We start from the raw sequence: 20222 nt of genomic DNA, 5'->3' as shown, positions 1-20222 counted from the left end.
AAACCGTGTCGGGATTATTTCGAAATAGGAACGAATGTCAAACGAAATATAAACAGCGGGAGTTGCCGCAACGGCACCATCAACGTCCCATCCAGGAGAGCGAGGTTTCGATCAGTTGAACCTCTGCTTCCTGGCAGATCTTGCGCACCGACGGGATGTCGCAGCGGTCGGTGATGAAAGTGTTGACCTGCGACAGGTGGCCGATGCGAACCGGCGCCGTCCGCTCGAACTTGGTCTGGTCGGAAACGAGGATGACATGCCGGGCATTGGCGATGATCGCCTGCGCCACCTTCACCTCGCGAAAATCGAAATCGAGCAACGCACCGTCATGGTCGATCGCCGAGGCGCCGATCACCGCGTAGTCGACTTTGAACTGCCTGATGAAATCGACCGCCGCCTCGCCGACCACACCGCCGTCGGAACCCCGCACGACGCCGCCGGCAATAACAACTTCGATGGAAGGATATATGCGCATCCTATTGGCAACATTGATATTATTGGTGATGACCATCAGGCCGGCATGATCGAGAAGCGCCTTGCTGACCGACTCCGTCGTGGTGCCGATATTGATGAACAGCGAGGCGTTGTCCGGGATCAGCCTGGCTGCGGCGCGACCGATCGCCTCCTTCTCGTCGGCGGCGATCTTGCGCCTCGCCTCATATTCCATGTTCTCGATGCCGGACGGGAACAGCGCCCCGCCATGGATACGGGAAAGCAGGCGCTGGTCGCACAGATCGTTGAGGTCCTTGCGGATGGTCTGCGGCGTCACGTTGAAATGCGTTGCCAGTTCGTCGACCAGCACGCGGCCATTGTCCTTGGCCATCTGGATGATCTCGGAATGACGCGGCGACAGATACATCGGTGACCTCCCGTTTTCGTTTTCCTTGTCTATAGCGAAAAACGAAAGCGGTGAAAAGGCATGGTGCGGCTAACGAAATTTGCATACGTCCAAAAACAAACCTCGACGCAACTTTGCCGACCAATTTTCAGGCCAGCCGGCGGGCGATTTCGGTGATGACCCCGAATGCGGTGTCGACATCCGCCGCCGTCGTCTCGAACTGACCGACCTGAAAGCGGATCGCGACCTGCCCGTCCACCCGTGTCTGCGTCAGGTAGATGCGGCCATCGTCGTTGATCGCGTTGACCAGCCGCAGGTTGTGTTCGTCCGAATCGGTGCCGTCCGCCAAATGCCGGAACGAGAACAGCGACAGCATCGGCTCCGAGACGATCTCGAAATCCGGTTCCCTGGCCAGCCGCTCGGCCAGCCCTTCGCTCCAGGCGACATGGTTGCGGATCATGGTCCGCAGATTTTCCAGCCCGTGGGCGCGCAGCAGGAACCAGAGTTTCAATGCGCGAAAGCGCCGCCCGAGCGGCACCGACCATTCGGAATAGTTGATGATGCCGTCGCGCCCATGCGTCTCCAGGTAGTCCGGTTTGATGGCCAGCGTCCGCACCAGGTCTTCCGGCCGGCGGATGAACTGCATCGAGCAGTCGAACTGCGCGCCCAGCCATTTGTGCGGGTTGAAGACGATGGAATCCGCCTGCTCCACGCCAGCCCAGAAATGCCGGTATTCCGGACAGATCATCGCCGATCCGGCCCAGGCGGCATCGACATGCAGATAGAGGCCGTGCCGTTTCGCCACCGCGGCGACGCCGGCGATATCATCGGTGCCGCCGGTGCTGGTGCCGCCGACGCAGGCGATGATGCCGGCCGGCAGCATGCCCGCCTGCCGGTCGGCGACGACAGCCGCTTCGAGAGCCGCGACATCCATGGCGCGGAAGCGGCCGGCAACCGGAATGCGCACGAGATTGTCCTCGCCGACGCCCGACACCCAGATCGCCCGGTCGATGGAGGTGTGGACCTGATCGGAAGAATAGACGCGCAATATCGGCTGGCTCTGCAGGCCCTTCTTGTTGCCCTGCCAGTCGAGCGCGCGCTCGCGCATGGTCAGCACGGCGGCGAGCGTCGCCGACGATGCCGAATCCTGCATGACGCCGGAAAACCCTTCCGGCAGGCCAAGCGCCTGACGCATCCAGTCGACGACGCGCGTCTCGAGTTCGGTCGCTGCCGGCGAAGTTTGCCAGAGCATGCATTGCGCGGCCATAACCGAGACCAGATATTCGGCCACCACCGAGACCGGTGCGGCATTGGCCGGGAAATAGGCGAAGAAGCGCGGATGCTGCCAATGCGTCATGCCGGGCAGGATTTTGCGCTCGAAGTCGGCGAAGATTGCCTGCATCGTTTCGCCATGTTCCGGCGGCGAGACGTCGATGCTTCTGGAGATTTCGCCCGGCTCGACGAGCGGCCGCACCGGTCTTTCGCGAAGTGTGCTCCTGTAGTCGGCACCCCATTCGGCCGCGCGCAGCGACCATTCCCGGAATTCGTTGCTATTCATCTTGCTCTCCGTCAGATCGAGCCCAGCGATCAAAGAGCACGAAAAACGGAGGCTTTCACTCGGGAAAGTCAGGCAGGCTGGCAAAAGCAGCCTTCAGTGCATTCGACCAGCCGTCCGAGATCGTCCGATAATATTGGTCGTCCTGGGCGATCCGCTTCTTCAGGCTGACCTTGAAGGCGTCCTTTTCGTAGAACAGCAGGTCGAGCGGCAGACCGACCGACAGGTTCGATTTCAGCGTCGAGTCGAACGACACCAGCAGCAGTTTCACCGTCTCGGCGAAACTCATCGCCTTCTCATAGGCGCGGATGATGATCGGCTTGCCGTATTTGGTCTCGCCGATCTGGAAGAACGGCGTGTCTTCGGTCGATTCGATGAAATTGCCTTCCGGATAGATCATGAACAGCCGCGGCGCGCTGCCCTTGATCTGGCCGCCGAGGATGAAGGAGGCATTGAAGTAGGAATCGGCCTTCTCGCCCGCCGGCGACGAACTGGCGATGACTTCCTTGACGGTGTCGCCGACCAGCCGCACCGTCTGGTACATAGACGGCGTTTCAAGCAGCGTGGCGTGGCGATCGGCCACCGCCTTGGTGCGTTCGTCGAGCAGGCTGACGACAGCCTGCGTCGTCGCCAGATTGCCGGCCGACATCAGCACGATGACGCGCTCGCCCGCCTGCTCCCAGACATGCATCTTCTTGAAGGTAGAGATCGAATCCATGCCGGCATTGGTGCGCGTGTCCGACATGAACACGAGCCCGCGATCGATCTTCAAGCCGACGCAATAGGTCATCGAATCCCTTTGGCAGCAAATCTTGCCGGGGATTACTGCTCCACGGTGACGGTCACCGCAAGCTGTTCTTCCGCTTGTCCCAGCCGAATTCCTGATACGGGCGTGGCATCGCGGTAATCACGGCCGGTTGCCACCTTCACATAGCGTTCGTCGGGCGAAATGCCGTTGGCGACGTCGAACGCGACCCAGCCAAGGCCCGCAACATGCGCTTCGGCCCAGGCATGGCTCGCCGCCTGCTCGACCGCCGCATCCATCATCAAATAGCCGCTGACGTAGCGGGCCGGAAACCCCATGGCCCGCGCGGCGGCGGCAAAGATGTGGCTGTGGTCCTGGCAGACGCCGGTCTTGAGCGCCAGCGCGTCCTCGGCCGGGGTCGCCGCGTTGGTGGTGCCCATCGTATAGGCGACGCGCTCGCCGATCACCGCCATCAGCCGGTGCAACCTTTCGATATCGGCCCCCTCGCCGACCGAGGCCGCGAGTTCGCGAATACCGCCGCCGATCGTGGTCAACGGCGTTTCCTGGCCAAACAACCACAGCGGCGCGAACCCCTGATGCGGCCCGCTGACGCCTGATGTGTCGCGTGTCACCACCTCGCCCGATGCCTCGACGGTGATGAAATCGCGCTCACCTTCGACGCTCAAAAGCCGCGTGTCGTTGCCGAAATGGTCGGTGAAGCGCACCTCTTCGCGCGCCCCTTCGATCTTCAGCGCCCAGGACAAGACGGTCTGTGTCGGTCCGCTGACTGGAAGCAGCCGCAGCCGCTGCAACAGATAGTGCACCGGCGCATCGTAGCGGTACTCGGTCCGGTGGGTGATCTTCAGCCGCATTGCACTCGTCCCCAGAGCATGATCATTTCCGGAAACCGGCTTCCACCTTCCGGGATCATGCTCGTCCCCCGAGCATGATCTGTTCCGGAAACCGGCTTCCACTTTCCGGGATCATGCTCAATAAAACCTGTAGTCCTGCGCGATCTCGTCGCCGAGCCTGATGTTGTCGCGGATGAAATTGGCCAGGAATTCATGCAGCCCGGCGTCGAATATGTCCTTGATCGAGCCGGCGGCCAGCATGGCCTGGGTGTTGCCGGCTGTCACATGACAGGCATGGCGCTCGCCATAATCATCGCCCAGGAATTTCAGATGCTCCGTCAGGAAGCGGTAGCAGAAGGTCAGCGAGCGCGGCATGCGAACGTTGAGGATCAGATAGTCGGCAATGTTGGTCGGCTTGTAGTCGGCCTCGTAGACCCAGCGATAGGAGCGATGCGCCGACACCGAACGCAGGATCGATTCCCACTGGTAGTTGTCGAGCGTGGAGCCGACCCACGCGATCGACGGCAACAGCACGTAGTATTTCACGTCCAGGATGCGCGCCGTGTTGTCGGCGCGTTCGACATAGGTGCCGAGCTGCGAGAAATCGAAGATCTCGTTGCGCAGCATGGTGCCGTAGAACGAGCCGCGGATCAGTGCCGTTTCGCGCTTGATCGCGTCGAGCACGCTGGGCAGGTCGCGCTCGTCGATCGGCTTGGCCAGCATGCGCTTCAGCGACATCCAGGCTTCGTTGATGCTTTCCCAGGTCTCGCGCGTCAATGCGGTGCGCACCATGCGGGCATTGTTACGGGCCGTTTCGATCGACGTCATCGTGCTCGACGGGTTGGATGTGTCGCGCAGCAGGAAATCGGCAACGTTGGCGGCGGTATAGTCGGAATATTTCTGCGTGAAGGCGGCGTCCGAACCGGCACTGAGCAGCACCGAATTCCACTCTTCGGAGGCGTTCTGGGTGCGGGTCAGCGCCATGCGCAGCCCGGCATCGACCAGCCGCGCCATGTTTTCCGCCCGCTCGATGTAGCGGTTCATCCAGTAGAGCCCGTTGGCGGTGCGGCCGAGAAGCATTCTACGCGGTCCTTCGGACGGTGAATGGTGAATGGTGAATGGTGAATGGCCAAATTTTTCCAGGGCACGACGCCGCGTGCTTTATTTCAGGGCATTTCACCAACATCAACGACATGTCATCCTTGTCTATTCACTATCCACTATGCACTATGCACTATGCACTATTCACTATTCACTATTCACTATTCACTACTCGCTATTCACTACTCGCTATTCCCTACTCGCTACTTCCCACTCTAATCATCCAGCACCCAAGTATCCTTCGTCCCGCCGCCCTGGGACGAATTGACCACCAGTGAGCCTTCTTTCAGCGCCACACGCGTCAGCCCGCCCGGCACGATCTGGATGCGATCAGATACCAGCACGTAGGGCCTGAGATCGACATGGCGCGGCGCCAGTCCCTTGTCGGTCAGGATCGGACAGGTCGACAGCGCCAGCGTCGGCTGGGCGATGTAGTTCGACGGTCTTGCCGCGAGTTTCTTGGAAAAATCCTCGCATTCCTTCTTGGTAGCGGCCGGCCCGACCAGCATGCCGTAGCCGCCGGAGCCATGCACCTCCTTCACCACCAGCTCGTCGATATGTTCGAGCACGTATTTCAGGCTGTCCGGCTCCGAGCAGCGCCAAGTCGGGATGTTGCCGAGGATTGCTTTGCGGCCGGTGTAGAATTCAACGATCTCGGGCATATAGGAATAGATCGCCTTGTCGTCGGCGATGCCGGTTCCCGGTGCATTGGCGATGGTGATGTTGCCGGCACGGTAGACATCCATGATGCCCGGCACACCCAGTGCCGAGTCCGGACGGAAGGTCAGCGGATCGAGAAAAGAATCGTCCACCCTTCGATAAAGCACGTCGATCTGCTTGTAGCCTTCGGTCGTGCGCATCGCGACGTGGCCATCGACGACGCGCAGATCCTGCCCCTCGACAAGCTGCACACCCATCTGGTCGGCAAGGAAGGCATGTTCGAAATAGGCGGAGTTGAAGCTGCCCGGCGTCAGCACGGCAATGGTCGGCGCGCCCTTGGTGCCTTGCGGCCGCACTGCCGCCAGCGACTGGCGCAAGAGCTGCGGATAGTTTTCCACCGGCCGTACCTTGATCTGCTGGAACAGCTCGGGAAAGAGCTGCATCATCGTCTCGCGGTTCTCCAGCATGTAGGAGACGCCGGACGGCGTGCGCGCATTGTCCTCCAGCACGTAGAATTCGTTCTCGCTGATGCGAACGATATCGACGCCGATGATATGGGTGTAGACGCCGGCTGGCGGCCGCACTCCGATCATCTCCGGCAGGAACGCCTCGTTCCTGGCGATCAATTCCTTGGGGACGCGCCCGGCGCGCAAAATCTCCTGGCGGTGGTAGATATCGTCGAGAAAGGCGTTCAGCGCCTGGACGCGCTGCTCGATGCCTTGCGTCAGCCGTCGCCATTCATTGCCGGAAATGATGCGCGGAACGATGTCGAAGGGAATAAGGCGCTCGGAGGCTTCCTGCTCGCCATAGACGGCAAAAGTGATGCCGGTCTTGCGAAAGACGCGTTCGGCGTCCTGCATCTTTTCGGTAAGCCTGGCCGGATCCTGCTCCTTCAGCCAGCGATCGTAAGCCGAATACGGTTTTCTCAATCCGGAGATTTCCGGAAGCATTTCGTCGAACGCTGCCAATCGCTTACTCCCTGTCAGGCCATTTCACTGGCGTCACCGGAGAAAATCAAGCGCAATCGGTGATTTGGAGGATGTTGGCGATCAGTATGTCGCGACCTGCCTAAAATTAGGGCAGCGCCGATATGGCTGGGTCAGGCTTTGCCTTGTGCCCGGGCAGGCGGCAGGCGCCGCTCAGAACGCGCGGAAGGTGACGACTGTAAACGTGTCCTTGATGCCTGGAAGACTCTGCACCTTCTCGTTGACGAAGTGGCCGATGTCTTCATCGTCGTCGACATAGAATTTGGCGAGCAGATCGTAGTCGCCGGCTGTCGAGTAGATTTCCGAGGCGATCTCGGCATCGGCCAATGCGCCGGCAACGTCATAGGACTTGCCCAGATCGCACTTTATCTGCACGAAAAATGCCTTCATTGCCCGGTCCTGCTCAAGCTTGCACGCATAGGCCGCCCTTGTGGCAGACTGCCGCCCGGCTTTCAAGCGTCAGGACGGCGCTCAGGCAGAAGCGGACCTGGGGGAAGCTTTAGTGCAGCCAAACGGCGGATGTACGCGGGCGCTGAAACCGTGCATCTCTGCTGAGCACCTGAGGGCTCGATCACATCGCCGGGATATCGCCCCTGGCCCAGCCCTCGGAAATTTCCGCCGCCCGCGCCTCGAAGGTACCGGCTTCGATGGCGGCACGAATGTCCTGCATCAGTTTCTGGTAGTAGGAAAGATTGTTCCAGGTCAGAAGCATCGCCCCGAGCGCCTCTTGCGAGCGGACCAGATGGTGCAGGTAGGCGCGTGAATAATCTCGGGCAGCCGGGCAGTCGCTCTCCTCGTCCAACGGGCGCGGATCGTCGGCATGGCGGGCGTTGCGCAGATTGACCTTGCCGCGCCTTGTATAGGCGAGGCCATGGCGGCCAGCGCGTGTCGGCATCACGCAATCGAACATGTCGATGCCGCGCGCCACCGATTTCAATATGTCGTCGGGCGTGCCGACACCCATCAGATAGCGCGGCCTGTCCGCCGGCAGCTCCGGGCAGGTGATGTCGAGCATTTCGAGCATCACCGCTTGCGGCTCGCCGACCGCCAGCCCGCCGATCGCGTAGCCCTTGAGGTCCATCGCTTTCAGCGCCTGCGCGGAGCGCAGCCGCAGGGCCGGTATGTCGCCGCCCTGGACGATGCCGAACATCGCCTTGCCCTGCTGGTCGCCGAACGCCGTCCTGCAACGCTCGGCCCAGCGCAGCGACAGCTCCATCGCCCGCTCGATCTCCTTCTCCATGGCCGGCAGCGCGGTGCATTCGTCGAGCTGCATCTGGATGTCGGCGCCGAGCAGTCCCTGGATTTCGATCGAGCGCTCGGGCGACATCTCATAGGCGGCGCCGTCGATATGGGAGCGGAAGGTGACGCCCTTTTCGGTCAGTTTCCTCAGCTTCGACAGCGACATCACCTGGAAGCCGCCGCTGTCGGTCAGGATCGGGTGCGGCCAGCGGGCGAATTCATGCAGACCGCCAAGCCGCGCCACACGCTCGGCGCCCGGCCGCAGCATCAGATGATAGGTGTTGCCAAGGATGATGTCCGAGCCGACGCCGCGCACCTGATCCATATACATGGTCTTGACCGTGCCGCCGGTGCCGACCGGCATGAAGGCCGGCGTGCGGATTTCTCCGCGCGGCATGGTGATGGAGCCGCGCCGCGCTTTGCCGTCGGTCGCCAGCACCTTGAAGGTGAACGCTTTAGTCATTGAATTCCTTGTTCTATACCGGGCGCGCGTCCATCGTTCTCCTGCTTGAGCAGCAGACTTGCATCTCCGTAGGAGTAGAACCTGTAGCGGTTCTCGATGGCATGCGCATAGGCCGCACGCATCGTTTCCAGACCGCAAAATGCCGAAACCAGCATGAACAGCGTCGAGCGCGGCAGATGGAAATTGGTCATCAGCATGTCGGCGGCCTTGAAGCGATAGCCGGGCGTGATGAAGATATCGGTCGGACCCGACCATCCAGCCAGCATGCCGTCCTTCCGCGCGGCGCTCTCCAGCAGGCGCAGCGATGTCGTGCCGACGGCGATGATGCGCCCGCCACGCGCCTTTGCCGCGTTCAGCGCCCTGGCGGTTTCCGGACTGACCGAACCGATCTCGGCATGCATCTTGTGATCGGCGGTGTCGTCGACTTTCACCGGCAGGAACGTGCCGGCGCCGACATGCAGGGTGACGAAACGCCGTTCGACGCCCTTGGCATCGAGGGCGGCGAAAAGCTCGGGCGTGAAATGCAGGCCGGCCGTGGGGGCCGCCACAGCCCCCTCCTCCCTGGCATAGATGGTCTGGTAGTCGCTGCGATCGCGTTCGTCGTCGTCGCGCTTCGAAGCGATATAAGGCGGCAGCGGAATGTGACCGACGGCGTGCAGCGCCTCGTCGAGAAACGCACCTGAGAGGTCAAAACCCAACAAAGCCTCGCCAGCCTCGCCCTTTTCGATCACCGTGGCATCGAGCTGGCCGAGAAAGCAGGAATTGGCGTCATGGCCGAAATGGATGCGGTCACCGGCGGCGATGCGCTTGCCCGGCCGCATGAAAGCCAGCCAGCGGTCCGGCGCCACCCGCATGTGCAGCGTGGCTTCGATTTGCGCCGCCGCTTCGCCGCGCCGCCTGATGCCCTTCAACTGTGCCGGAATGACCTTGGTGTCATTGAAGACCAGCACGTCACCGGTCTCGAGCAGCGACGGCAGCTCGCGCACCGTCCGGTCTTCGAGACCTTCACCCGGCCTGACAACCAGCATTTTGGCGCTGTCGCGCGGTTCTGCCGGTCGAAGCGCGATGCGCTCCTCCGGCAGATCGAAGTCGAAAAGATCGACGCGCAAGAAAATCCCGCCTCAAAGTTCCGGGCAGGCCACCGCCCAGGCGCCAGCGATCGACCCCGTCGCCAGCGCCGGAGCGGCCGCCGCGGCAAGTATCCGAGTGATAGCCGCGACAGCCGAGGAGGTCATTTCACGTCGGCCGCGACCTTCAGCGACACGATCTTGTCGGGATCCGGCACCGGCTCGCCGCGCTTGATCTTGTCGACATTGTCCATGCCTTCGATGACCTGGCCCCAGACCGTGTATTGGCGGTTGAGGAAGGCGGCATCGTCGAAGCAGATGAAGAATTGCGAATTGGCCGAGTTCGGATTCTGCGAGCGCGCCATCGAGCAGGTGCCGCGGCCGTGATTGGCGTTGGAGAACTCCGCCTTCAAATCGGGCTTGTCGGAGCCGCCGGTGCCGGCGCGCGCCGGTGCGAAAGAGGGCTTGCTGGAATTGCCGAATTTCACGTCGCCGGTCTGCGCCATGAAACCGTCGATGACGCGGTGGAACACCACGCCGTCGTAAGCGCCTTCGCGCGCCAGTTCCTTGATGCGGCCGACATGGCCAGGCGCCAGATCGGGAAACAGTTCGATGACGACCTTGCCCTTGGTCGTTTCCATGATGAGCGCGTTCTCGCGGTCCTTGATCTCGGCCATGTCAGAATATCCTTTTGAAATAAATGGGTTTACTTGCCGTCGGCGGCGATGCGCACCTTGATCATGCGATCGGGATCGGTGACGACCCCGTTCTGCGCCGCGTCGCCTTTCTTGATCTTGTCCACCAACTCCATGCCGTTCTCGACATTGCCGACGATGGTGTACTGGCCATCGAGCGGCGGCGCCGGCGCGAACATGATGAAGAACTGCGAATTGGCGGAATCCGGGTCCTGCGAGCGGGCCATCCCGACCACGCCGCGCTGATAGCGCTCGGTCTGAGAGAATTCGGCCGGCAGGTCGGGAAGATCGGAACCGCCGGTGCCGACAGCGTCGGCGCTGAAGCCGTTCTTCATGTTGCCGAACTTCACGTCGCCGGTCTGCGCCATGAAGCCGTCGATGACACGGTGGAAAGCGACGTTGTCATAAGCGCCCTGGCGCACCAGCTTCTTGATCTGCTCGACATGCTTCGGCGCGAGATCGGGCCTGAGCGCGACGGTCACGTCGCCGTCCTTAAGCGTGATGATCATCGTGTTTTCCGGATCGGCGGCAAACGCCGAAACGGAGGCGGTCACAAGACCGAAAAGAACGACAAAGCAGGTGGCGAGCCTTTTGAGCTGCATGGATCTTTCTCCGAAAACCTTTGTTTCACGCATGTCGTTGCCCCAAACCGGGTTCCACGTTTGGGCGACATGCATTATTTCGCAAATTTGGCGGTGAGTGCGCCAGCCACGGCCGCCGGCACGAAGGGGCGAATGTCGCCGCCCATCGAGGCTATCTGACGGACAAGTGTGGCGGTAATGGTTCGCACCGAAGGGCTGGCGGGCAGAAAAACCGTCTGCAGTTCCGGCGCCATGGTCTCGTTCATACCGGCCATCTGCATCTCGTAGTCGAGATCGGTGCCGTCGCGCAGGCCACGGATCATGATCGAGGCGCCCTGCTTCCTGGCAGCGTCGATGACCAGCCCGTCGAAAGCGACGACCTTGATGCGCGCGCCGTCGCGACCGAATTCGGCCTTCGTCGCAGCTTCGATGAGGCCGACCCGCTCCTCGAACGAGAACAGCGGTTTCTTGCCGGGATGAATGCCGATCGCTGCATAGACGGTGTCCGCCACAGCCAGCGACGCCTTCAGCACGTCGAGATGGCCGTTGGTCGGCGGGTCGAAGGAGCCGGCATAAAGGGCGATGCGTTCGGTCATGGCAGGTGCTTCTAGCGAGCCTCTCTCGCAAAGGCAAATCCGATCGGCGAGCCGCCAATGCAAGTCGCCGCAAACGCCTGCCTTTGGGGCCTGACCCGAGGGTGCGCAGCGGTTTGGAACAACGGCATCCACCCAAACGGGACTTCAAAGCGCATCGCCTGAGCCACGGTAATCGCGATGCGCTTTGAGTGAACCTTTTGGCCGAGATGAACGACCAATGAATGGGCCGATCACGAAGGCTTCACGCAGCGTTCATTAGATTGCAGCTTCAGAAGATGAAACCAAAACCCCATTTGATCGTTGCTAGGTGCAGGAGAACACGCACATGCTGATCTACATGCTCGCCACCGCAATGACCATCGCCATGCTGATCGCCACCGTATTCGGGCTGCATCAGGAAGCAGAGCGCGTCCGCGCCAAGTCCAATGCCAAGCGATTCGGAGGCTTCGGTATCCGCAAGCCTTCACGCCACTTCTAGACCGGCCACTATCGGTTGACGGCGCCGGTCCATCGGGCCGGCATTGCGCATCAAGATCTACTCGGCGTTATTGTCCGGGCCAGCGCCTTCAGTGCCGGTATCCAGAGTTGCGTCGCCCTCGACACTCTCTTCTGCTTCCTCGTCCGACTGCGGTTCCGTTATCCGCTCCACCGAAACGACCTTCTCGCCGTCGGCCGTGTTGAAGATGGTTACGCCTTTGGTGGCGCGGCTGGCGAAGCGAATGCCGTTGACCGGCACGCGGATGACGGTGCCGCCATCCGAGACAAGCATGATCTGGTCGTCATTGCCGACCGGGAAAGTCGCCACCAGACGGCCGATCTCAGCCACTTTCGACACATCGGTGGCGCGGATGCCCTTGCCGCCGCGCCCTATCTGGCGGAAATCATAGGAAGACGAGCGCTTGCCGTAGCCATATTCCGTCACCGTCAGCACGAACTGCTCGTGTGCCTTGAGGAATTCGTAGCGCTCGTCGGAAAGCTCCGTCTCCTCGCCGACCTCCTCATTGGTGAGCTGGAAGTCTTCGTCCTCGCCCGCCGCAATGCCGGCGGCGAGCCGCCGTTCGGCCGCCACCCGCTTGAGATAAGCGGCGCGCTCGGCCGGCGACGCATCGACATGTTCGATCACCGCCATCGAGATCACCCGGTCGCTGGCAGCCATGGCGATGCCGCGCACGCCGACCGAGTTGCGGCTCTGGAAAACGCGCACGTCGCTAACCGAGAAGCGTATGCACTGGCCGGAGCTTGCGGTCAAAAGCACGTCGTCATTGTCGGTGCAGGTCTCGACGCCGAGTATCTCGTCGCCCTCCTCTTCCAGCTTCATGGCGATCTTGCCGTTGCGGTTGACCTGGACGAAATCCGACAGCTTGTTGCGGCGCACCGTGCCGCGCGTCGTGGCGAACATCACGTCGAGTTCGCCCCAGCTGGTCTCGTCCTCGGGCAGCGGCATGATGGTGGTGATGCGTTCGCCCTGCTCCAGCGGCAGCATGTTGATCAGCGCCTTGCCGCGCGACTGCGGGTTGCCGATCGGCAGGCGCCACACCTTTTCCTTGTAGACGATGCCACGCGAAGAGAAGAACAGCACCGGCGTGTGCGTGTTGGCGACGAACAGCCGGGTGACGAAATCCTCTTCCTTGGTCGACATGCCGGAGCGGCCTTTGCCGCCGCGGCGCTGGGCCCGGTAGAGCGACAACGGCACACGCTTGATGTAGCCGGAATGGCTGACCGTCACGACCATGTCCTCGCGCTGGATCAGGTCCTCGTCTTCCATATCCGCCCCGCCATCGGACAGCTCGGTGCGGCGCGGCGTGCCGAACTCGTCGCGCACGGCGGCAAGCTCGTCCTTGACGATCTGCTGAATGCGGGCGCGCGACGACAGGATGTCCAGATAGTCCTTGATCTCGTCGCCGATCGTATTCAACTCGTCGGCGATCTCGTCGCGGCCGAGCGCGGTCAGCCGCTGCAGGCGCAGTTCGAGGATGGCGCGCGCCTGTTCCTCGGACAGATTGTAGGTGCCGTCCTCGTTGATGCGGTGGCGCGGATCGTCGATCAGCAGGATCAGCGATTCGACGTCGCCCGAGGGCCAGCGCCGCTCCATCAACTGCTCGCGCGCCGTCTGCGGATCCGGCGCGCTGCGGATCAGCTTTATCACCTCGTCGATGTTGGCGACGGCTATGGCGAGGCCGACCAGCACATGGGCACGGTCGCGCGCCTTGCGCAGCAGGAATTTCGTGCGCCGGCTGATCACGTCCTCGCGGAAGGCGACGAACGCCTTAAGCATGTCGGTCAGCGTCAGCAATTCCGGCTTGCCGCCGTTCAGCGCCACCATGTTGGCGCCGAACGACGTCTGCAGCGGCGTGAAACGGTAGAGCTGGTTGAGGATGACGTCGGCGACCGCGTCGCGCTTCAGTTCGATGACGACACGGTAGCCCTGCCGATCGCTCTCGTCGCGGATGTCGGAAATGCCTTCGATGCGCTTGTCACGCACCAGTTCGGCCATCTTCTCGATCATCGACGACTTGTTCACCTGGTAGGGAACCTCGGTGATGACGATCGATTCACGGTCGTTGCCGCGCGCCTCGACGTTGACGCGGCCGCGCATGACGATGGAGCCGCGGCCGGTCGAATAGGCGCTGTAGATGCCGGAACGGCCGAGCACGATGCCGCCGGTCGGAAAATCCGGCCCCGGAATGATCTCCATCAGCGCCGGCAGATCGATCGCCGGATTGTCGATAAGGGCAATGGCGCCGTTGCAGACCTCGCCCAGATTGTGCGGCGGGATGTTGGTGGCCATGCCGACGGCGATGCCGCCGGAGCCGTTGACCAACAGGTTCGGAAAGCGCGCCGGCAGGACTTTCGGTTCGCTGCCGGACGCATCATAAGTGTCCTGGAAATCGACCGTGTCCTTGTCGATGTCTTCCAGCAACTCATGCGCGACCTTGGTCAGCCTCGATTCGGTGTAACGCATCGCCGCCGGCGGATCGCCGTCGATCGAGCCGAAATTGCCCTGCCCGTCGATCAGCGGCACGCGCAGCGACCAGTCCTGCGCCATCCGCACCAAGGCGTCGTAAATCGAGGCATCGCCATGCGGATGGTATTTACCCATCACGTCGGCGACCGGGCGCGCCGACTTCACATATTTGCGGTTCCAGTGATAGCCGCTCTCATGGGCGGCATAGAGGATGCGGCGATGCACCGGCTTCAACCCGTCGCGCACGTCGGGCAGCGCACGGCTGACGATCACGCTCATCGCGTAATCGAGATAGGAGCGCTGCATCTCCTCGATGATGGATATCGGCTCGATGCCGGTGGGGCCGCCATCGGCGCCGCGCGGTGTCTTCTGGTCGGTCAAATCAGGTCACAATCAAAACGGGAATCACTCGGTGCTTATATAGGAAGCCGGGCCGAAACTCCAACGTCCGCGGCAGTTTTCCAGTGGCGGTTTTTGTGGTGATTTCAAAAGGATATCACTGATTGCGACGATATGGCCGAGGCGCTTTCGTGGCCGCCGGGGCAAAGCTCATTGTCAGGCCAATTTTTTGCTTCACAAAGCCGGAACCACGGACGCGTTCGGCAATTTATCACCTCGCCGCCGGAGCCGGTAGGCGCCGGGCGCCTCCCCCATCACGCGGCGGAAACGGCGGTTGAAGGTCGACAAATCGTTGAACCCGGCTTCGAAGGCGATCGTCGAGATCGCCTCGTCCGACATGCGCAGCCGCACCGCCGTCCTGTGCAGCCGGGTTTTCAGCACGAACTGGTAGGGCGTCATGCCCGCGACATGCCGGAAGCTGCGCAGGAAATGGTAAGGACTGGTCGCCGTTTCGCTTGCAAGCTCGGCGAGCGAGACCGGCCTTTCGGCATCCTTTTCGATGCGCCGCACCGCCTCCGCAACGCGTTTCTGATCGCGGCGGCTCGGTGACCGGGCAGCGGGCGTGATACCGGAGGCGACGGCTGCGCCGGCAATCCGCAGTCCGAGTTCCTCGAACGCCTCGATCTCGGCCATCTCGCGCGCGGCTTCCGCCTCGGCCAGCAGCCGTGCCAGCGCCGGCAAGGGCGGCAGAAGCGGCGTCTTGAAGGCCAGCTTCTTCGCGCCCGGCGAGTCGGCGACGATCTGCTCCATATAGGCCGGGCTGAAATGATAGGAGATGCAGCGGTCGCCGGCGCCATGCTCGTGCCCACACTCGTAGCAAGTGCGGGGGTTGCCGAGCAGAATTGCGCCCGGCGTCAACATCGCCGTGCCCTGGCGTGCGCGGTAGCGGAAGGTGCCGTTGGTCACCACTGCGACACAGAAGCTGCGATGCTCTTCCTCGAACGGGCGATCAGCGGCGCCGGCAGTGCAGACTACGTCCGACACCCGCCAGCCTTTTCCGGACGCCAGTGTATGCACGCTCGTCGTCATGGCCGAAAGATAGCAATTTTTCCCAAGCGCAAGAAGACTGCCAAGCCTATTCTTCCCGGTCTCCTGACAAAGTGGGCAGAAACCATGTTCAATTCATCTTCCGTTGCCGAAGCCCTGCACAGCGACGGGCCAGCCGCAGACCTTGCCGAGAAACTGAACCTTTACGGCCGCTTCGTCGGCGCCTGGACGTTCGATGCCACGCGCCATCTCGAAGACGGCCAGGTTCTGACCGGACGCGGCGAGGTGCATTTCGGCTGGGTGCTCGAGGGCCGCGCGATCCAGGACGTATGGATCTTGCCCGCGCGGAACAGTGGCGCACAGAACTCGCTCGGCCAATGGACCTTCTATGGCACGACACTGCGCGTCTATGACCCCGGCGTCGACGCCTGGCATATCTTCTGGAGCGATCCGCGCACCCAGTATTACAGCCGCCAGCTCGGCCGCGCCGAGGGCGACACCATCGTCCAGCAAGGCGCCGACGGCACCGGCGCCGCGGTGCGCTGGAGTTTTTCCCGGATCACCGAAGATTCGTTCCGCTGGCTGGGCGAACGCTCGCAGGACAATGGTGCGACCTGGCGGCTCGAAGTCGAGTTCCTGGCGCGACGCGTCGCCAGCACCTGACCTGCACGGTTCCCCCTGACGCCGCTTTGCTCTACCAATGCTGGGGTCTCGGGCACCGCCCGGCGGGGAGGGTCAGAGATGCCGAGCTTCGACACCCTGTTCAACGCCTTCGTCACCATTCTGGTGACCATCGACCCGCCTGGCCTGGCGCCGCTCTTCCTTGCCGTGACGCGCGGGATGAACCGCGAGGAGCGTAACCAGGTTTCCGTGCGTGCCTCGATCATTGCTTTCCTGGTGATGGCGCTGTTTGCAATCGCCGGCGCATCGATCCTGTCGGTGTTCGGCATCACGCTGCCGGCGTTCCGCGTCGCCGGCGGGTTCCTGCTGTTCTTCATCGCCTTCGAAATGGTGTTCGAGCGTCGGCAGGACCGCAAGGAGAAGATCGGCGACGTCGCCATCACCAAGGACATGATCCACAACATTGCCGCCTTTCCGCTGGCGATCCCGCTGATCGCCGGTCCGGGCGCGATTTCAGCGACCGTCCTGTTGTCCGGCTCGTTTCCAGGTTTTGGCGCGCAGGCGGCCCTTGTCGGCATCATCGCGATCTGCCTTGTCATCACTTACCTGGTGTTCGTGCTGGCCGAGCGCATCGACCGGGTCCTCGGCCAGACCGGCCGCTCGATCCTGACCCGGCTGCTCGGTGTCATCCTCGCGGCGCTCGCCGTGCAGTTCGTCGCCGACGGCGTCAAGGCGTTGATGGCGGCATGAAAATGAAAGCGGCCTCGCGCTTGATTGCCGAGGCCGTCATTTTCGTCATCCATCTCGCGCAACGAACGGCCACTGGACGCTATCCTACTTCGCCGTCGTATCAATAACTTCGAAGTCGTGGGTGATCTCGGCGGTCTTGGCCATCATTGCCGAGGCCGAGCAGTATTTTTCGATCGACAGGTCGATCGCCCGCCTGACCTTGTCAGGCGAAAGCGCGCGGCCCTTGACGATGAAATGCATATGGATGCGGGTGAACACCCGCGGCTCCTTCTCCGCCCGGTCGGCGTCGAGTTCAACCACGCAGTCTTCGACCGCCTCGCGGCCCTTTTCGAGAATGTGGACGACATCATAGGCTGAGCAGCCGCCAGTGCCGAGCAGCACCAGTTCCATCGGGCTCGGCCCCGGCGTCTTGCCGTCCGGTCCGAACGCGGTTCCCAGCACCACCTTGTGACCGCTGCCGGACTCGCCGACGAAAGTGCGCTCCTCGACCCATTTGATCCGTGCTTTCACCTGATACGTCCTTTCACCGTGCACCGCTCAAACGCACAACGTCCCGAAAATCCGAGACAGATTTTCGGGACGCCAATGCGTGACCTCAAGTAGCTGGGTGTCAGCTCGCGCAGACCCGCTCGCGCCGAGGGATCAGAACGGAATTTCGTCGTCGAGTTCGCGCGACGAACCGCCGCCACCCTTGTTGCCGCCACCGCCGCCGCGATTGAGACTCTCGCCCGGGCCGGACTGGCCGAAATCGGAACCGCGGCTGCTGCCGCCACCGGCATAGCTGCCGACCTGACCGCCCTCGCCCTGCCCGCGTGCGTCGAGCATCTGCAGCTCGCCACGGAATTTCTGCAGCACGATTTCGGTCGTGTAGCGATCATTGCCGGTCTGGTCCTGCCATTTGCGTGTCTGCAACTGGCCTTCGACATAAACCTTCGCACCCTTCTTCAGATACTGCTCGGCGACCTTGGCGAGTTGCTCGTTGAAGATGACGACATTGTGCCACTCGGTCTTTTCCTTGCGCTCGCCGGAAGTCTTGTCGCGCCAGCTTTCCGAGGTGGCGACGCGGATATTGACGACCGGCTCACCCGAATTCAAACGGCGGATTTCCGGGTCCGCCCCGAGATTGCCCACCAGAATGACCTTGTTGACGCTACCCGCCATGATACTTCTCCGCGCTCATCCGAAACAAATTTTCTCGCTCTCACCTTATAGACTGCGGACAATCCCCGCCTGCCGTGGCTGGCTTTTCCCACAAGGTTTTTGTTCTCTTTTCGTTCTATAACCATCGATCCCTATTGTCAAGGAATGTCAGCAATTTCGAGCGCTTGCCGACCCGACGCGCCGCGCCGTCTACGAACGGCTCGCCGCCGGCGAGATGACGGTGTCGGAGCTGCGCAGCGGCACGAGCGTGTCGCAACCGGCCGTGTCGCAGCATCTCGCAGTGCTGCGCGGCGCCGGCCTGGTGACCGAGCGGCGAGCCGGCCGCAACTCCTATTATCGCGCCGATCCGCAAGGGCTTGAGCCTCTGCTCGGCTGGATCGAGCGTTACCGTGCGTTCTGGCCCGAGCGTATCGAACGGCTCAAGGCGGTTTTGAAGGATATGGACCAATGACGGCAAAACAGCATTCAAACATGGCGGCAGACTCGATCGAGTTCGAGTGCGAGCTCCCAGACCCGCCGGAAAAAGTGTGGCGGGCGCTGACGGTGCCGGACCTGCTCGCGGCCTGGATGATGCCGAACGACATCAAGCCCGAGATCGGCAGCCGCTTTGCCTTTGCCAAGGCGGATGCACCGATCGAGTGCGAAATCCTCGACGCCGAGCCCGAACGCCTGCTGCGCTACTCCTGGCGGGAGCGGCCGGCGCCTGGCAATACAGCGAATCCGCTCACCAGCCCGCTGGACAGCCCAATGGACAGCATCGTCACCTTCACGCTTGACCGCACTGTGTCGGGCGGCACGCATCTGCGCATCGTCCACGACGGATTTGCGCGAGTAGCGACGCCTGCGGTTGCCGGCGCCGGTTGCCGGCTTTCGCTCAACGCACAAAACCCCAGACAGACCATAGCCGCAAACACGCATCGCCTCGTCCTGCGCGCGGCCTGAGCAGCACAACGGAGAAAAGCGATGAGCGGTTTTGCCAATCTGGTGCCGATGGTGATCGAGCAGTCGAGCCGCGGCGAACGCGCCTTCGACATTTTCTCGCGGCTGCTGCGCGAGCGCATCATCTTCATCAACGGTCCGATCGACGACAATGTGTCGGCGTTGGTCTGTGCCCAGCTCCTGTCGCTGGAATCCGACAATCCAGACAAGGAAATTTCCCTCTACATCAACTCGCCGGGCGGTGTGGTGACCAGCGGCTTCGCTATCTACGACACGATGCAGTACGTTTCTTGCCCCGTATCGACCGTCTGCATGGGCTTTGCTGCGTCGATGGCCTCCTTCCTGCTGATGGCCGGCACCCCGGGGCGACGCATCGCGCTGCCCAACACCAGCATCCTGCTGCACCAGCCGTCAGGCGGTTTCCAGGGCCAGGCCTCCGACATCCAGCGCCACGCCGAAGGCATCCTCAGGACCAAGCGGCGCATGACCGAGCTTTACGCGCGCCACTGCGGTCGCACGTTCGAAGAGGTCGAACGCACGCTCGACCGCGACCATTTCATGACCGCCGCGGAGGCAAAGGCCTGGGGCCTTGTCGATCATGTTTTTGATACGCGCAAACAGGCGGCTTGAAAGCCGAACGCCATGAGCGCCAGTCGCCGACATTCGAGCTTGGCCCCCCTTCTCCCCTTGTTGTGGGAGAAGGTGGCCGAGCGAAGCTTGGTCACCCCTCAACCGTCTTGGCGCTACGCGCCAATCCACCTTCTCCCACAACAAGGGGAGAAGGCAAGACCGCGTGCTTGCACCATAGAAACAAATAGCCCCGCCGCTGCTTCCGCAAAACGGTCGGGGCTTTTTTGGATCTGAAATCCAATGGCCGGGAGCGAACTGCCGGCTCTTTGATCTCGGATGCTTCGCGGCGTTCAGCCGACGATCCGACTAGTAGTCTCTGATTTTAATGGGATCGGCAGGTCACGGTTTGTCGGGCGGCGCAAACGCCTGGCCCTGGCACTTATGCCTGCCGCG

At 62.1% G+C, this 20222-nt stretch carries 22 protein-coding genes; 6 read left to right on the top strand and 16 right to left on the bottom strand.

Going from position 1 to position 20222, the window contains the following annotated elements:
• Window positions 1-79: 79 nt before the first annotated feature.
• The 12 genes from BLT09_RS13560 to coaD form a co-directional block, all read right to left on the bottom strand.
• On the bottom strand, window positions 80-859 hold the full coding sequence (locus BLT09_RS13560) for a DeoR/GlpR family DNA-binding transcription regulator (RefSeq protein ID WP_091593730.1): 780 nt from the start codon (window positions 857-859) through the stop codon (window positions 80-82).
• 127 nt (window positions 860-986) lie between these two features.
• The gene (locus BLT09_RS13555) at window positions 987-2396 is read right to left on the bottom strand and encodes a pyridoxal phosphate-dependent decarboxylase family protein (protein WP_091594020.1); all 1410 of its coding nucleotides are present in this window, start codon (window positions 2394-2396) and stop codon (window positions 987-989) included.
• A gap of 55 nt (window positions 2397-2451) precedes the next feature.
• Window positions 2452-3183, bottom strand: coding sequence for a proteasome-type protease (locus BLT09_RS13550; protein ID WP_091593727.1), 732 nt, complete (start codon window positions 3181-3183; stop codon window positions 2452-2454).
• A 32-nt stretch (window positions 3184-3215) separates the two neighbouring features.
• Window positions 3216-4010 (bottom strand): transglutaminase family protein, encoded by a 795-nt coding sequence (locus BLT09_RS13545; RefSeq protein WP_023801178.1) that lies wholly within the window; start codon window positions 4008-4010, stop codon window positions 3216-3218.
• A 117-nt stretch (window positions 4011-4127) separates the two neighbouring features.
• Entirely contained in the window at window positions 4128-5069 is a 942-nt protein-coding gene (locus BLT09_RS13540) for an alpha-E domain-containing protein (RefSeq protein WP_091593725.1), read from the bottom strand.
• 236 nt (window positions 5070-5305) lie between these two features.
• Complete coding sequence (locus BLT09_RS13530) at window positions 5306-6718, bottom strand: circularly permuted type 2 ATP-grasp protein (RefSeq protein ID WP_167366426.1); 1413 nt, start codon at window positions 6716-6718, stop codon at window positions 5306-5308.
• A 171-nt stretch (window positions 6719-6889) separates the two neighbouring features.
• Window positions 6890-7126 carry an Lrp/AsnC ligand binding domain-containing protein gene (locus BLT09_RS13525; RefSeq protein WP_023801175.1) on the bottom strand — a complete coding sequence of 79 codons (237 nt, stop codon included), beginning with the start codon at window positions 7124-7126 and terminating at the stop codon, window positions 6890-6892.
• Window positions 7127-7307: 181 nt separating this feature from the next.
• Window positions 7308-8438 carry a tRNA guanosine(34) transglycosylase Tgt gene (gene tgt, locus BLT09_RS13520; RefSeq protein ID WP_091593720.1) on the bottom strand — a complete coding sequence of 377 codons (1131 nt, stop codon included), beginning with the start codon at window positions 8436-8438 and terminating at the stop codon, window positions 7308-7310.
• The gene (gene queA, locus BLT09_RS13515) at window positions 8435-9547 is read right to left on the bottom strand and encodes a tRNA preQ1(34) S-adenosylmethionine ribosyltransferase-isomerase QueA (RefSeq protein WP_091593718.1); all 1113 of its coding nucleotides are present in this window, start codon (window positions 9545-9547) and stop codon (window positions 8435-8437) included. Before queA ends, tgt begins: the two co-directional genes overlap by 4 nt.
• Before the next feature lie 122 nt (window positions 9548-9669).
• On the bottom strand, window positions 9670-10182 hold the full coding sequence (locus tag BLT09_RS13510; RefSeq protein ID WP_091593716.1) for a peptidylprolyl isomerase: 513 nt from the start codon (window positions 10180-10182) through the stop codon (window positions 9670-9672).
• A gap of 29 nt (window positions 10183-10211) precedes the next feature.
• Window positions 10212-10802: a peptidylprolyl isomerase gene (locus tag BLT09_RS13505; protein WP_091594018.1), complete on the bottom strand. Its 591-nt coding sequence runs from the start codon at window positions 10800-10802 to the stop codon at window positions 10212-10214.
• A 74-nt stretch (window positions 10803-10876) separates the two neighbouring features.
• Window positions 10877-11377 carry a pantetheine-phosphate adenylyltransferase gene (coaD, locus tag BLT09_RS13500; RefSeq protein WP_027151950.1) on the bottom strand — a complete coding sequence of 167 codons (501 nt, stop codon included), beginning with the start codon at window positions 11375-11377 and terminating at the stop codon, window positions 10877-10879.
• 325 nt (window positions 11378-11702) lie between these two features.
• On the opposite strand from coaD, the gene BLT09_RS13495 reads away from it, so the two are divergent.
• On the top strand, window positions 11703-11855 hold the full coding sequence (locus tag BLT09_RS13495) for a hypothetical protein (RefSeq protein WP_084646649.1): 153 nt from the start codon (window positions 11703-11705) through the stop codon (window positions 11853-11855).
• A 57-nt stretch (window positions 11856-11912) separates the two neighbouring features.
• Here the strand turns inward: BLT09_RS13495 and gyrA are convergent, their stop codons facing one another.
• Together gyrA and BLT09_RS13485 are read right to left on the bottom strand one after the other, a co-directional pair.
• Complete coding sequence (gyrA, locus tag BLT09_RS13490; protein WP_091593714.1) at window positions 11913-14723, bottom strand: DNA gyrase subunit A; 2811 nt, start codon at window positions 14721-14723, stop codon at window positions 11913-11915.
• A gap of 192 nt (window positions 14724-14915) precedes the next feature.
• Entirely contained in the window at window positions 14916-15770 is an 855-nt protein-coding gene (locus BLT09_RS13485) for a helix-turn-helix transcriptional regulator (protein ID WP_091593712.1), read from the bottom strand.
• 84 nt (window positions 15771-15854) lie between these two features.
• On the opposite strand from BLT09_RS13485, the gene BLT09_RS13480 reads away from it, so the two are divergent.
• Both BLT09_RS13480 and BLT09_RS13475 read left to right on the top strand, forming a co-directional pair.
• Complete coding sequence (locus tag BLT09_RS13480; RefSeq protein WP_091593711.1) at window positions 15855-16391, top strand: hypothetical protein; 537 nt, start codon at window positions 15855-15857, stop codon at window positions 16389-16391.
• A 78-nt stretch (window positions 16392-16469) separates the two neighbouring features.
• On the top strand, window positions 16470-17099 hold the full coding sequence (locus BLT09_RS13475; protein ID WP_091593709.1) for a MarC family protein: 630 nt from the start codon (window positions 16470-16472) through the stop codon (window positions 17097-17099).
• An 84-nt stretch (window positions 17100-17183) separates the two neighbouring features.
• Here the strand turns inward: BLT09_RS13475 and BLT09_RS13470 are convergent, their stop codons facing one another.
• Together BLT09_RS13470 and BLT09_RS13465 are read right to left on the bottom strand one after the other, a co-directional pair.
• Window positions 17184-17609: an OsmC family protein gene (locus tag BLT09_RS13470; protein WP_091594016.1), complete on the bottom strand. Its 426-nt coding sequence runs from the start codon at window positions 17607-17609 to the stop codon at window positions 17184-17186.
• A gap of 132 nt (window positions 17610-17741) precedes the next feature.
• Window positions 17742-18260, bottom strand: coding sequence for a single-stranded DNA-binding protein (locus tag BLT09_RS13465; RefSeq protein ID WP_091593708.1), 519 nt, complete (start codon window positions 18258-18260; stop codon window positions 17742-17744).
• Window positions 18261-18393: 133 nt separating this feature from the next.
• On the opposite strand from BLT09_RS13465, the gene BLT09_RS13460 reads away from it, so the two are divergent.
• The 3 genes from BLT09_RS13460 to BLT09_RS13450 are packed head-to-tail and all read left to right on the top strand — an operon-like array spanning window position 18394 to window position 19829.
• On the top strand, window positions 18394-18711 hold the full coding sequence (locus tag BLT09_RS13460; RefSeq protein ID WP_091593707.1) for an ArsR/SmtB family transcription factor: 318 nt from the start codon (window positions 18394-18396) through the stop codon (window positions 18709-18711).
• Window positions 18708-19202, top strand: coding sequence for an SRPBCC family protein (locus tag BLT09_RS13455; protein WP_091593705.1), 495 nt, complete (start codon window positions 18708-18710; stop codon window positions 19200-19202). The genes BLT09_RS13460 and BLT09_RS13455 overlap by 4 nt, the downstream gene beginning before the upstream one ends.
• Before the next feature lie 21 nt (window positions 19203-19223).
• Entirely contained in the window at window positions 19224-19829 is a 606-nt protein-coding gene (locus BLT09_RS13450) for an ATP-dependent Clp protease proteolytic subunit (RefSeq protein WP_091593704.1), read from the top strand.
• The last annotated feature ends 393 nt before the right edge of the window (window positions 19830-20222 follow it).

It is taken from the genome of Mesorhizobium muleiense, from assembly GCF_900099905.1.
GTDB classification, from domain to species: Bacteria; Pseudomonadota; Alphaproteobacteria; order Rhizobiales; family Rhizobiaceae; genus Mesorhizobium; species Mesorhizobium muleiense.
The sequence above is the reverse complement of the archived record's forward strand: the minus strand, read 5'-3'. Positions and strand labels throughout refer to the sequence as shown.